Origin of the sequence: Pelagicoccus sp. SDUM812005, from assembly GCF_031127875.1 — a bacterium.
In the GTDB taxonomy this organism is placed as follows: Bacteria; Verrucomicrobiota; Verrucomicrobiia; order Opitutales; family Opitutaceae; genus Pelagicoccus.
The window spans coordinates 108,939-121,510 of sequence record NZ_JARXIA010000007.1 but is presented as its reverse complement, the minus strand read 5'-3'; the positions used below and the strand labels follow the sequence as shown (position 1 = coordinate 121,510).

Sequence of the window (12,572 nt, the reverse complement as noted above, 5' to 3'; positions counted from 1 at the left end):
GTTAATGCGACAAAACAAGCTCGCTTATGCACAGGACGCGCCACCGCCCTCGCGGGCCTTCCCAATACCCTCGGCCTCTAAAAACGAAAAAGCCGCCCAAGCGGGCGGCTCGCAAATAAAAAGGGATCTCTCCTTTAACTATCGTGAAGCGTAATCTTCGCTCTCTGCCTTCACGACGATGATGTCGTATCCGTTGTGCAAATACCACTTGTCGTGTTCGCTTTCGAACAAGCTAGGAGCCGACCCGAAATCGGGCTCGTCGCCCGATACCGCCAGCTCCACGACGTCGCCGTCCAACGCAAGGGCCGGTACGCGCAGAGCGACCTTCTCCGCATCAGAATTCAGTTTCCAGTCCCGTGCCTGGAATCCGTCCACGATGACGTAGGCGTCCCGCGTGTCCGGAATCTGTACTACGCTCTCGATTTCACCGATTTCCTTGCCGCTCTTGGACGCAACGCTGCGACCAATCAGATCGGAGCTGCGAACCTGCCCCGGACGGATAGATTCGCGACCGCGAAACTCCCGGTCCTCACCTTGGCTTCGCTCGGAGACCATTGGTTCCTCCAGGTTTCCAGTTTCTGAATACATACGATCCTCCGAAGAACCGTCTATCTTCGCTGCCAATACGAACGAACCGTCCGCGCCTTCTCTGCTTAGCTGCGAAACCGGTACCAGTCGCGAACCTGCGAAAAGGCCCTTGTTATCTATGAGCACGTGCGTGACCTGGCCCGATTGAGCGTCAAGCACCGTGTCCTCGATGCGACCCAGCGTCTCCCCCTCCTCGGAGCTCACCTTCGAACCCTTCCACGAGGTCACGTTCGTCAGACGCTCCGTACGCATGGGAGCCTTCGTTTCGTAGGACGGTTCGATACTGCCGGCAGTTACTTCCACAGCTTCGCGAGAGCGATCCGCTGCGTCGCCTGACTTCGCTGCTTCACCCTGCATCGAGACCTGCTTTTCTTCGGGCAACTCTCCAGGCTCGCTGGAAGAAAGCTGAGCTTCGGAACCCCTCTCGTCCTGCTGCTTAGGACCTGGCAAGGAATCCTCCATAGAGTACTGCTTTTCCTCGCTGAGGGCGGACCTTTCATTGGCGCCAGAGAGGCTCACGGGCGCCAGCAGCATGCTCAACGCCACTGCCAACGCAGCCCCTTTACCGATTACGCCTTCGCCCCTGCGGGCATCTGTTACTTCTGATTTGTTCTTCATAATTATAATCTCCGTTTTTCAGTTAATAGTTGTTTGAACAAACCTCCTTTCGCTTAGGCCGCGCCAAGCTCGCGAATTCGCCCCGCCCTTCCTCCTCCGCTACTATATATAGTAAACCCCACAAATATAGTAAACCCCACAAAGCGTAATCCCACTGGGATCCTATTCTATATTACGCCCTGCAAACCGCCGTCCGACCGTGCGAAACGCACAAAATCAGACCTCCCAAAAACATCGGTCCCGCCACGCGGAAGATCCCCCCCTTCCCTGCATGCAAATATCAAATGCGACAACTCGGAATGCAACATAGCGTCGAAGTGCTCCGTGATAACTGCAATTAATAAAGACTACACAATCTCTTTTTCTATCTACCCATCAACAACTTACAAACAAACCAAAACCATAAAAATGATCTTTGGCATAGCAATTGCGTAAAAGGGAGGTGCTAAAACCGATAACTTAACCACCAACGAAAGAAACAAAATGAAACACAAATCTATCCGACATAAGACAAGTATTCTCACGCTTGCGACGAGTCTGCTCCTCGCTCCGCTCGCAATGGCAGCGGATGCCGATAACAAGACCAGCAAGCATGACTACTCGATCGACTCGGTAAGCGAACGCGGCCAAATCCAAGTCAACGTGGGCGGCATGCACATGAGCATCGACGAGCTCCGTGGAACCAACGTCATCAATCGCCAAAACGAAAACCTCGGCGAGATCGAAGACGTCGTACTGAGCTCCAACGGCAGCGAAGCGACCCACGTAGTCGTATCTACCGACGATTGGTTCGACGGCCGCACCGCCTTGATCCCTGTCCGCTCTCTCGAGCAAGCCGACGCCGAAACACGGGAGAGCTTCCTCGCGAACATTCGCGGCGGTGTGGTAGTCCTCGACATGGATGAAGATCGCTTCGAAGCGCTTGCCTCTTTCAAGCCCGGCAACGACCTCGAGGAGTACCTCGAAAACCAAGCGGACGAACTCGCCGCTGAGCTCGGAATCGACAAGAAGGAAGTCTTCGACGACAGCCGCAGCTACCACACTGCCGTAACCAACCGCAGCAAGGAAGACCGCTCCGATCGCGAGCGCTCCAACCGCGAGTACTCCAGCAACCAAGCCGGCACCGAAGACTGGCGCGAAAGCGGAGCCCAACAGTACCGCTACAACGACAACTCCAAGGACCTCGCGAACCGCAGCTTCGACATCGATGGCCATAGCCTCACCGCCGACGAGCTCAAGGGCGTCGAAGTCGTTAACCACCTTGACGATCGCCTCGGTAAGGTAGTCGACATCATCGCCGACGAAAACGGCAACGAATCCGCTCACCTCGTGGTACGCACCGACGACTGGTTCGACGGCGAACACGCCATCGTGCCTCTCAGCTCCATCAAGTACCACGCCAACACCGACGATCCTCACCCGCAGGACGGAGCGAACTGGTGGATGGGCGACCACATCGTGCTCAACATGACCGAAGAAAAGTTCGAGGAACTCGCCGACTACCGACGCGACGTTGACCCGAACTCCTACATCCGCGCCAACCGGGATCGCTTGATCGATAGCTATCGCATCGAAAACTCCGCTATCCCTGCCCGCGGAACGTACTACGGTTTCGTATACAGCGTTCCTTACAGCACCGATTCCGACTCCCGCTCCATGGAGGGTCAGTACTCGCGCAACGATAAGGACATGAAGTCCCGCGACAACAAGCTGCCTTCCAAGGATGAAATGATCGAGCTCGGCGATAGCCGTATCCAGGTGAGCAAGCTCGAAGGCAAAACCGTAAAGGCTAAGAACGGGAAGAAGGTTGCCTCCGTCGCGGACGTCGTAGCCGACGCCAGCTCCGGCAAGGTTGAGTTCCTCGTGCTGGAATCCAATCGCAACGGCGAAAAGACCATCATCCCTGTAGCGGCTGTCGAATCCGCATCGCGCTCGAAGCAGCACGACCACAAGGGTGAAGCCTGCGCCTCTTGGGACGGCAAGGCCCTGACGCTCAGCTCCGACGCGTCCGAGTTCAGATCTTGGGCAACCTTCAAGTCGCAGGAAGAGTTCGAGTCCTACCTCGAGCAAAACGCCGATTCCCTCAGCGAAGCTTTCGGAATCGACGAGTCCGAAATTAAGGGCTCCAACAAGGACTACGTCTTCCTCTTCGAACAAAGCGGATACCAAACCGCTTCCCGCTAACACGCGGACCTATTAACGCCTCATAACATAAAGGCATTTTAGACATCACACGCGAAGGGAGACCATATCGGTCTCCCTTCGTCGAATCCGATAAACGTACCTTTCCCCGCTGGATCTCCGAACAAACCGCGGAGCTATCGACAAACGAATAGAAGCCTCGCAAACAAAAACAGAATCAGCAGCGAATAGGTTTTACTAAACAGCCTCAAACCCATATCAATCGCTATACATCATGGATCTAATACGAATAATACTATCTATAATCCTTCCCCCAGTCGGCGTCTTCCTCCAGGTTGGAATCGGCTTTCACTTCTGGCTCAATATCCTACTGACTATCCTCGGCTATATCCCAGGTGTCATCCACGCGGTTTACATCATCGCCAAGAAATAGATTTCGAACCGCTAATTTAAACCGTTTACGAGCGAAGCCTGTCCTCGGACTAGCTTCGCTCGCATGCGTCTACACGGAGGGTTCCCTGCGTGATATCGATATTCTTCGCTAACGGGAACTGATGGGATCGGCTTTCCCGGAAGTGCATAAAGTAGCCCGCCGTATTGGGAAACACCACGATATCGCCGACCGCTACGCCTTCAGGGAAGTGAAACCGTCTCAAGCTCAAGAACTCCGACTCCGTACAATACGCGCCGACTAAAAACGCGGAATCGTCGCCGGATAGGCTCACCTGTCCGGTCTCCCCACCACTTCTATAAAGCAACGGGTCCGCAAAAAAATCGACGCTACTGGTACGGCATTGCGTGTGGTTCATAGCAAGACCCACCAAGGGCTGCCCATTGCTGTGCCGCTTGCGGAAGGCCACTTCCGCCGCCGTCACACCGCTGCCATCCAACACACTTCGTCCCGGCTCCAGGCGCAGCTGCAAGCCGCGCTTGGCAAGGGCTTCCGCAATCGTCGCCCCCTGGCAAGGCGCGTCCAGAATGCGCTCGAGCCACTGGTCTTGCACCAAGGACTGGTAGAACGGATACCGTTTCACCTGCCCGTGCAAATGGCCGTCCACCACAATGCGTCCGTATCCATTATTTCCGAACGTCACCGGATCCCCACGGCCTAACAAGGCATCCTCGTGGGCCTTCCAAAAGTCATTCCACTGACGCTCGCTCTCTAGGTAGGACATCGGCACGCCGCCGCCGCAATCGATGAAAGCGATGCGTCGATCCATAGCGGTCTCCAGCGAGTCATACAGGTCCAAGCACTGAGCCAAGGCTGCGATCCTCTGCTTAGGGCAATATCCGTCCAAATGAAAATGCAGGCCTTCGAGAGCGAGAGATCGCCACTCGGGACGCCTTAAAAGCTCAGGTACCTCTCGCAGCGGAAAGCCAAACCGCGACTCTAGGGCACGCCCCTCAAACTCGAAGCCCGCCAGCCGCAAGGCCACCCGCAAGGAACGACTCCGGCCCTTGGCGACCGAGGCTGCGAGCTCCAGCTCGTCGCTATTATCCATCACCACGCAAACGTCGTTCTGCAAGCAGGTCTCCAGCAGCGAACGGGACTTCACCGCGGCCGTACACGCGATACCGCTGCCCAGCACTCCCCGGGCCAAGGTCTGGCGAAGCTCCACCTCGCTAGCGACATCCACTCCGTATCCGTTTATTCGACACGCATCGACGAAAGAGAGGCACTTGTTCGCTTTGCGGGCGAAGAAAACCGCAAGGTCGAGATTGCGCGTCCTACCCGTCTTGAGCAGGGCTTCGATATTCCGGACGAAAGGATCCGTATGGATCAGGTTCAAGGGCGAGCCAAATACCTTCAAGCCCTCCCTCAAGAGGCTTCCCAGGCCCTCTCTCTGCATCCACGGCTCAAGACGAGCCTCGAGCCTAGGAACGCCTTGCAACGAGCTCCATCTTGCTCCTTCCCTATTCGAACACGTCGCGTCCCCATTCATCGAGCCATTCGCTTCGTGGATTCAAGCACCTTAGCCGCCATCTTCTCGGCCCATAGCGATATGCCCTCCCGAGGATTGCGACCCAAACTGTCGTTCCCCAGAAGCCAGCCTTCCGTAGCGCGCCCAAAGTAGACGAGACGCGAATCGGGCTGTCCTCTGGCGTCGATCAACGCACCGTCTTCCGCGACCTGCACGCCACCGCTGACCGGGTCGCGGCGAGCTCTTTTGGCCGCCATCAGCGATCCCAACAAAGACCCCTCGGAAAAATCTTGAAAGCCCGGCAAGACCGCATCCACCAACACGTCCACCCGCTTTTCGTACTTCGAGGAAACGAATTGAGCGGAGTCTTCCTCGTATTCATATTCCGGTGACTTCAGCGCATCGAGTTTGACCCGCCCCGCGCCCACCAAGGCAACGAGCTTCTCCATGTTCTCCAGAGGAGGTCCAAAGGCGATACGTTCCATCTCCTGATGGAATCGCCAGAAACGCTTCCACTGGCCAGTCTCCAAGCCACCGCGTTGGGCCAAGCTAGCCACCGCGGGATAGAGCTGACGCCAGCTCTCGCCCAGAGCCCATCCGGCATCGACCGGAGCCTTGCCCGAAGCGATCGCGCAGGATTTCCGCATCTCGTCGAAAACGTCCCACGGGTCCGCCGACGCTTCCAGCCAGCTCCCGTACCAGGCCTCCACGCTGCCCTCCACCCCGCACAGTCGCAGGGAACGCTGGGCGCAGTCGAAAACGATCGGCAAAATCAGCGATTCGAAAGACGCTCCTCCCTGCTCCTTCTGCCCTTCCAGCCAGGTCCGTCCTTCCTCCCATACCGTTCGAATGCTAGCAGGCAGGCACATCTTCTGCGGCTGCGGCTTGCAACGCATTGGACGTCCGCTCCGGCAATACGGATAAATCGCATCCGGCTCGAAGTTGCTTCTTCGATACCGCAGCCCCGTCGGAGTACGAATGAATTCCCCGCCCCTTCCTTGGGTCAAGGCCAGCGCCGCATCGATGAAGCACAACGAAAATCCCCGCACTGCGACCTTGCTTCCGCAGGGAATATTCGAGGTGGAAAGCATTCGCTCCACCGGAAAGACATGGGAAACCACAGCTGGAGATGCAGCTCTCCTCTCCCCGTCCCGGGTAGCCCCGCGCCATCCCTCATGCCCAGTGGTCAATACGAGATCATCGAAGCGATACCAACGTTCCCCCGCATGCACAGCCAATCTCTCCGCATCGACTTCGATGCTATCGACCTGCTCCGAACACAGCTGTATCGAGCAGCCGAGCGCGATCAATTCGCTCTGCACGATCTGCAGGCACTCCTGCAGGTAGTCTCCCACGACCGAGCGCGGTAGGTACTCCTCCGCATCGACCGATTCCTTCTTCACCTTCAAGAGCCACTGGACCAATGAAGGCGGCCGCGGCTGCTCCCGCAAGCTCCAGACATCGATGTTCTTGATCGCGTAGTTGACTCGCAAATACTCTGGCTGCCGCAAATCGTAAACGCAACCAGCTCCGGCCCAAGGGGACGGCTCGAAAAGTACGATATCGTAACCTTCTCCCGAGCCGATGGCTGCAAGCTCGTTCGCCAAGCGCTCCAAGCAATGGAGTCCCCGCGGTCCGCATCCTACGATTCCCAAGCTGTGTCGATACACGCTTCCACTTGGCAATTTCGACAGAGCTTTCGCTTCACTCATCACCGAAAGGTATCGCGTTCCAGACACTCGACACAGTTCGCATCGATAAGAGAACGGAGCTCTTCCACCTCCACCCCTAGCTTTTCCTTTACCCAATTATTCGAGTAGACGGTATCCAAATAGCGAACACCGGAATCGTGCAGGATAGCCACGCAGCGTTTTCCGACCAACTCGGTTTGCAGTGAGCGCACCGCTTCCAGTACTCCGCCTGCAGAACCTCCTACCAGCATCGCCTCGCGCATCGCCGCCCGTCGACAGCCCACAACGCAGCGCACGTCCGAGACCCGGCAAAGCGAGTCGAAATGCTTCCCTTTCGCCAGCCCGGGAACCGTCCCAGCCCCTAGGCCAGGTATCAGACGAGGCCCCTTCTCCCCTCCAAACAGCACGCTTCCTTCCGCGTCCACTGCGACCACCTTGGTCTGGCGTCCTCGCTCCTTTAGAAAGTTCTGGCAACCGCTAGCAGTCCCGGTGCTGCTGGTCGCAACGAAGAGCACATCCACCGAATCGCCGAAGACATCGTCGATCTCCTGGATCGTGCTCTCGAAGTGAGCCTCAGGGTTTCTTTGGTTTTCGTATTGATTCGTCCAATACACGTTTGGATCTCTTTCTTGAATTTCCCGGACCCGCTGCAAGCGAGCCGTCAAAAAGTCTCCATTCACCGGCTCTCGCACCCATTCGATCGTCGCTCCCAAGGCCTGCATGATCGCCACGTTCTGCAGCTGCGCGTTGGGATCGACCACGCATACCAGCTTCAGGCCATGGTAGGCGCAGGCCTGGGCCAAACCGATTCCCATGTTCCCCGAGGTCGATTCGACAACCGTCTGCCCTCTTCTGATTTCACCCGCTTCCAAAGCGTCCTCGATCATCTTGCGGGCTGGGCGGTCCTTGGCGCTGCCTCCCGGGTTGAGGTACTCCAACTTGGCGAAAAGCTCCACGTCGTAGAGATCAAGGTAACGTTCCAGCCGCACCAAGGGCGTGCCGCCTACCGCTTCGAGTACCCCGTTGCAAGTGCGACGCTGCCAGCCGGGCGCCGGACGCTCGAATGCCATTCGCCCCGCAAGGCCAGAGAGTGAAGATTCCTGTATCATTTAGAGTTGTGAACCTCTTTCCGAAGTTCGGTACCGCGATCATTTGCAGAGTTTGCGCCAAATAGTGGAAAGCCTTACGGACCTCCTCATTCGCCTCGCTGAAAGAGTATCCTCGCCCGCTGACAATGCCCTTTCGCGCCTCCAGCTCGAGCAAACGCTCCCTTCGTCCTTGCACTACAATGCATGCCGCTCCGGTGCATTTTGCCCCCTTTCCGCAATCGCGGCGCCCCGATCTCCCCTAACCGCCCCGTGGCGCGTAACTTGCGATCCGAAAGGCCGGATACCCCACCCCACTTGTCACAACCTCAGCTAATAAAATACAATGATATACAGCACAAAAAGTCTCCTAGGGAAAAAGATCCAAGCCACCAACGAAGATTTCGGAACCTGCAAGGATCTCTACTTCGACGATGAAAGTTTCCATATCCGCTACCTCGTTATAGACACCGGAAACTGGCTTCCCGGGCGACGAGTGCTGCTATCTCCCCAATCGATCGATTCCGTGAACATGGGAGACCTAAGGGACGGTATTCCCGTAACCATGACTCGGGAACAGATCGAGAAGAGCCCTCCCATGGATGCCGACAAACCCGTGTCGCGCCAAGCCGAAGAACGGCTGCACGTGTACTACGGCTGGCAACCCTACTGGCTCGGCGATTCCGCCTCGCCGCTCTACGCCGGCGTACCGCCGATTCCCACCAACACTCCCCCAGCCGAGATGCCTCCCCCTAGCGTAGAGGAAGGCGATCCCAATCTCCGCTCTCTCCGCGAGGTATGCGGATATTCGATACGGCCCGCAGATTCCGACAGCAGCGGTCCCTTGCACGATCTCCTCGTAGATGCTGCCAATTGGACCGTTAAGTTTGCCGTCGTGAACACCCGCCCATGGTTCATCGGCTCCCATAAGGTGATCCCTATCAACACCGTAAAGTACGTCGACTACGACAACTCGGAGATCGGTTGCACCTACACCAAGGAACAAATCAAAGGCTCTCCCTCCGAACCGAGCGACACGCATCCCATCTCCGTGGACGAAGAGCTAAAACTCCAAAAGAGCTAAACTCAACCGGCTGTCCCATGAGATTCGTACTCCTTCTCGCCCTCCTCGCCTCCCCATTCGGCCACGCCCAAGACTTCCGAGTCGCTACCAAGGAATCGCCCCCCTTCTCCATGAAGAACGACGAAGGGAATTGGGAGGGCGTGTCCATCGATATCTGGGAGTGGGTCGCGGCCGACGCGGGCATCGACTTCGCCTACGAGGAAGCCGACCTCAACCAGATGCTTGAAGGCGTTTCCGCCGGGAATTACCAGGCTGCCGTATCCGCCATCACCCTCACCAGCGAACGGGAGAAAACGCTGGATTTCTCCCATAGCTACTACAAATCAGGGCTCGGCATCGCAACCAGAGCGGAGTCCGAAGGCCTCAACTGGTGGGCGGTGATAAAAGCCTTCTTCTCCTGGCAATTCTTCTCCGCCCTCTTCGCCCTTTTGCTAGTGCTCCTGGCAGCGGGCTTCGCGATCTGGCTCTTCGAACGTCGGGCCAATCCCGAACAATTCGGAGGCAGCCGCATGAAAGGCATCGGTGACGGCTTTTGGTGGTCCGCCGTCACCATGACCACCGTCGGCTACGGCGACAAAGCACCCGTCACCTTCGGTGGCCGCATCGTGGCCTTGATCTGGATGTTTACGAGTATCATCGTTATCTCCGGCTTCACCGCCTCCATCGCCACCTCGCTCACGGTCAACTCCATGGGCTCCTCCATCGAAACCGCCGACGACCTCGAGGGTCGACGGGTCGGCACCCTAGGCGGCACCGCTAGCGAAGCCTACTTGAGGGAAATAGGAGCGAAACCGGTAACGTATCCAAATATCGGCGACGCGATCCAAGCGCTCCAAGGCAAGGCCATCAACTCGCTCGTCTACGACAAGGACCTTCTTAAATACTACCTTCCCGAGGACGAGTCGATCCGCATCCTTCCCATCAATCTCCGCTCCCAGGACTACGCCATCGCCCTGAACGTCCCCCCGGAACAGAAGGAGCAAATCAACCAGTCCCTCCTGAGATTTATCGAATCAGGCCAGCTTCCCAACATTCGGGAACGCTACGGCCTACAGGAAAACTAGAGCATTTTTCGTTTGATCATTCGCATAAGGTAGGGCGGGACCGCCGGGCACGCCGCGTTTCCCTCATCACACAGTAAGACTAACTAAACGCAAAACGCTCTTGGCCCCGAGCAAATCGCTCGAAAGGGCGCGACCCCTCTCTCAACCAGGTCCTGCTCCGCTAGTCGGAGCAGGACCTAATTCTGTCCTCGGACCGCGGCGCCCACAGCACGCCTATACGTTCTCTAAACTCCAGTTCCCTGCTACGGCTTTTTGCCACCGGAGCAGCACGACCGATACTGTTTTGCACCGCTACCGGTTCTATAAAATGAAGACGGCCCCGCATGCCAGCGGGGCCGTCCTTTTGTCCCTTCCTTCGTTGCGACTGACTTCGCAGTCGCATCGTAGTATGTAGGTGCTCCTCAACACCTACTCCCTCTATTTGCTAATACCGCGCCAACTTTAATCCCCAGAGGGGAAATCGATAAATGCGGGAAATCGGGCCCCTCTCAGAGCCTATTTTATATGCAAAATGCACCGCCACCGGATGCACATTGCGAGCCCTCTTCCCTAGGTTTCAAAGCCAAAGCTCGGGAAACAGATAATGCGATTTTATCCGTCTAAACTGCCCCCCGAAAGCCCCTAAGGCACGCGACCTGCAAAGCAAAGTCCCGATGGAAGAAGAAAACGTAAACAGCACCTGGTCCTTGCCCGATATCCATATCAATTGGCATGCGCTCACCTCGGGCACTATTACCGCAGTCATCATCCTGGTCGTCGCGCTCCTGATATGGAGCCTGCTCTCCAAAGCCATCGGCCGAGCGGAAAAGAAACACGTATCCAAACAGGCATTACTCCCCGTTCGCCTCGTTCTTCGCTACGGCGTTTTCCTAGCCGCCCTAGTGCTCATCCTTTCCGCCTACGGCATTCCCATCGGGAACTTCTGGACCTTCATATCGACCATCCTAGGCCTGGTAGCCATTGGCTTCGTCGCCGTTTGGAGCGTGCTGAGCAACATATCCGCTACCTTCTTCCTCCTGGGATTCAAGCCGTTCAAGGTAGGCGACTATATTTGCCTTGTCGGCGACGACATCAGCGGGCGCGTCATCGACGTGAACTTCATGTTCACCACCTTGCGACGCGACAACGGGGACGTCTTCCGCATTCCCAACAACCAATTTTTCCAAAAAAGCACCAAACGCCCCGGCGACAACGGGAAGTCGGACGCCCTAAAGCCGGACAGCGATTCCGCCCAAACGCCCGACCACAGCCAGCAAAACCTAGAAGGCATCGACCGCCCACACACCCGCTAGCTGACCGCTAGCTCCACCCTCCTCTAGAACAACACAAACAGAAACACCAATGAGACCATACGCGCCCACACCCGAAACAACCTCCTTTCTGCCACGGAATCAAGCCGCGCTGAAGAAAGACCTGCACCAAGCAATCCTCCTCTGCCTCCACGCCAGACAGCTCGCCAGGCAACTACTGAAAACGTCCACTCCCTACCGGGATTCGCGAAAGGCCTCCCTGAAGCTTTATATAGCGGCCTGCAACCGAAACCTCAAAACCTTCCGCAGCTTCGCCAAGTGTAACGACCTTTATAAAGGAACCGAAAAGTTGAAGCTGCACTTCCTCTGCTGCTTCAGCGGATCGACTTCCCCACTTTCGAACATTCTCGACACTCCCACCAGCCTACGAGCAACCATCCAGGAGCTCGAATCGACGAGCCTCATGCTGAGGCAGCGGGCCCTGCCTAGAATCAAGGCACGCGCCGCTCGAGAAGCCGAAAGCGAATGGCTAGCCAGTCCCATCCCTTTTCTCATCATACGCGAACGGATCGCGTTCGAAAGCGTGCTTACCGCCCATCAGTTCGAACTCGAAAACGAGAGCCGCGCATCCGAGCAAAACAGCTCTCAAGCCTCGCCCGAACTCGCAGCAGCCAACAGGGTCGATACGACTCAGTACTGCTAATCAATCGGTCGGGAATCGAATTGTTTATAAGCTACCGCTTTTCCACAGCTTATAAACAATACCCTGCAGGGCTACGATTGCTATCGTAGCCCTTTCTCTATTTGCAATGGTCGATCGCGGCCTCACAGCGCCGCGTCGCGCTCGCTTGAATACACAAAAAAAACGAAGGCCCTGCTTCCGAGGGCCGGACTCATACAGCCCTCGGTGCGCGCAGCGCCTTCGTTCAACTAGCGGTTGATTACTAAATCAACTGAACAGACTAAGCCTAGTTCGAAGCGTCTTGGATCTCTTCACCCAAATTTTCTACGTCTCTACCCACGCCATCCACCGTGCCGCAGCCCACTAGGCCCAGCAGGGAAGCAAGAAGTGAAGACACTAAAATATATTTTAAGTACGATTTTTTCATTGTTATTGTTTGTTATAGT

11 protein-coding genes are annotated in these 12,572 nt (G+C 56.6%); 6 read left to right on the top strand and 5 right to left on the bottom strand.

Features of this window, described 5'->3' with window-relative positions:
- Positions 1–138 precede the first annotated feature (138 nt).
- Positions 139–1,206: a PRC-barrel domain-containing protein gene (locus tag QEH57_RS10270; protein WP_309006645.1), complete on the bottom strand. Its 1,068-nt coding sequence runs from the start codon at positions 1,204–1,206 to the stop codon at positions 139–141.
- 483 nt (positions 1,207–1,689) lie between these two features.
- Here QEH57_RS10270 and QEH57_RS10265 point away from each other — a divergent pair, with 483 nt between their 5' ends.
- Positions 1,690–3,390: a PRC-barrel domain-containing protein gene (locus QEH57_RS10265; protein WP_309006644.1), complete on the top strand. Its 1,701-nt coding sequence runs from the start codon at positions 1,690–1,692 to the stop codon at positions 3,388–3,390.
- Positions 3,391–3,622: 232 nt separating this feature from the next.
- Positions 3,623–3,781 carry a YqaE/Pmp3 family membrane protein gene (locus tag QEH57_RS10260; protein ID WP_309006643.1) on the top strand — a complete coding sequence of 53 codons (159 nt, stop codon included), beginning with the start codon at positions 3,623–3,625 and terminating at the stop codon, positions 3,779–3,781.
- Between the two features lie 49 nt (positions 3,782–3,830).
- Here the strand turns inward: QEH57_RS10260 and QEH57_RS10255 are convergent, their stop codons facing one another.
- The 3 genes from QEH57_RS10255 to sbnA form a co-directional block, all read right to left on the bottom strand.
- A complete protein-coding gene (locus QEH57_RS10255; RefSeq protein WP_309006642.1) occupies positions 3,831–5,198 on the bottom strand; it encodes a hypothetical protein in 1,368 nt (455 codons plus the stop codon).
- An 89-nt stretch (positions 5,199–5,287) separates the two neighbouring features.
- Entirely contained in the window at positions 5,288–6,982 is a 1,695-nt protein-coding gene (locus QEH57_RS10250) for an FAD/NAD(P)-binding protein (protein WP_309006641.1), read from the bottom strand.
- The gene (sbnA, locus tag QEH57_RS10245) at positions 6,982–8,031 is read right to left on the bottom strand and encodes a 2,3-diaminopropionate biosynthesis protein SbnA (RefSeq protein WP_343224769.1); all 1,050 of its coding nucleotides are present in this window, start codon (positions 8,029–8,031) and stop codon (positions 6,982–6,984) included. Before sbnA ends, QEH57_RS10250 begins: the two co-directional genes overlap by 1 nt.
- 361 nt (positions 8,032–8,392) lie before the next feature.
- Here sbnA and QEH57_RS10240 point away from each other — a divergent pair, with 361 nt between their 5' ends.
- The 4 genes from QEH57_RS10240 (at position 8,393) to QEH57_RS10225 (ending at position 12,147) form a co-directional block, all read left to right on the top strand.
- Positions 8,393–9,130 carry a PRC-barrel domain-containing protein gene (locus QEH57_RS10240; protein WP_309006639.1) on the top strand — a complete coding sequence of 246 codons (738 nt, stop codon included), beginning with the start codon at positions 8,393–8,395 and terminating at the stop codon, positions 9,128–9,130.
- Positions 9,131–9,147: 17 nt separating this feature from the next.
- The gene (locus QEH57_RS10235; protein WP_309006638.1) at positions 9,148–10,194 is read left to right on the top strand and encodes a transporter substrate-binding domain-containing protein; all 1,047 of its coding nucleotides are present in this window, start codon (positions 9,148–9,150) and stop codon (positions 10,192–10,194) included.
- A 653-nt stretch (positions 10,195–10,847) separates the two neighbouring features.
- Positions 10,848–11,486: a mechanosensitive ion channel family protein gene (locus QEH57_RS10230; RefSeq protein WP_309006637.1), complete on the top strand. Its 639-nt coding sequence runs from the start codon at positions 10,848–10,850 to the stop codon at positions 11,484–11,486.
- A gap of 49 nt (positions 11,487–11,535) precedes the next feature.
- Complete coding sequence (locus QEH57_RS10225) at positions 11,536–12,147, top strand: hypothetical protein (RefSeq protein ID WP_309006636.1); 612 nt, start codon at positions 11,536–11,538, stop codon at positions 12,145–12,147.
- 265 nt (positions 12,148–12,412) lie between these two features.
- On the opposite strand, the gene QEH57_RS24965 is transcribed toward QEH57_RS10225, so the two are convergent.
- Positions 12,413–12,553: an entericidin A/B family lipoprotein gene (locus QEH57_RS24965; RefSeq protein ID WP_343224768.1), complete on the bottom strand. Its 141-nt coding sequence runs from the start codon at positions 12,551–12,553 to the stop codon at positions 12,413–12,415.
- Between the last annotated feature and the right edge of the window lie 19 nt (positions 12,554–12,572).

Bases quoted from the DNA above. Each gene is read 5' to 3' on its own strand.
- QEH57_RS10270 (WP_309006645.1), bottom strand. From the start codon at position 1,206: ATGAAGAACAAATCAGAAGTAACAGATGCCCGCAGGGGCGAAGGCGTA.
- QEH57_RS10265 (WP_309006644.1), top strand. From the start codon at position 1,690: ATGAAACACAAATCTATCCGACATAAGACAAGTATTCTCACGCTTGCG.
- QEH57_RS10260 (WP_309006643.1), top strand. From the start codon at position 3,623: ATGGATCTAATACGAATAATACTATCTATAATCCTTCCCCCAGTCGGC.
- QEH57_RS10255 (WP_309006642.1), bottom strand. From the start codon at position 5,198: ATGCAGAGAGAGGGCCTGGGAAGCCTCTTGAGGGAGGGCTTGAAGGTA.
- QEH57_RS10250 (WP_309006641.1), bottom strand. From the start codon at position 6,982: ATGAGTGAAGCGAAAGCTCTGTCGAAATTGCCAAGTGGAAGCGTGTAT.
- sbnA (WP_343224769.1), bottom strand. From the start codon at position 8,031: ATGGCATTCGAGCGTCCGGCGCCCGGCTGGCAGCGTCGCACTTGCAAC.
- QEH57_RS10240 (WP_309006639.1), top strand. From the start codon at position 8,393: ATGATATACAGCACAAAAAGTCTCCTAGGGAAAAAGATCCAAGCCACC.
- QEH57_RS10235 (WP_309006638.1), top strand. From the start codon at position 9,148: ATGAGATTCGTACTCCTTCTCGCCCTCCTCGCCTCCCCATTCGGCCAC.
- QEH57_RS10230 (WP_309006637.1), top strand. From the start codon at position 10,848: ATGGAAGAAGAAAACGTAAACAGCACCTGGTCCTTGCCCGATATCCAT.
- QEH57_RS10225 (WP_309006636.1), top strand. From the start codon at position 11,536: ATGAGACCATACGCGCCCACACCCGAAACAACCTCCTTTCTGCCACGG.
- QEH57_RS24965 (WP_343224768.1), bottom strand. From the start codon at position 12,553: ATGAAAAAATCGTACTTAAAATATATTTTAGTGTCTTCACTTCTTGCT.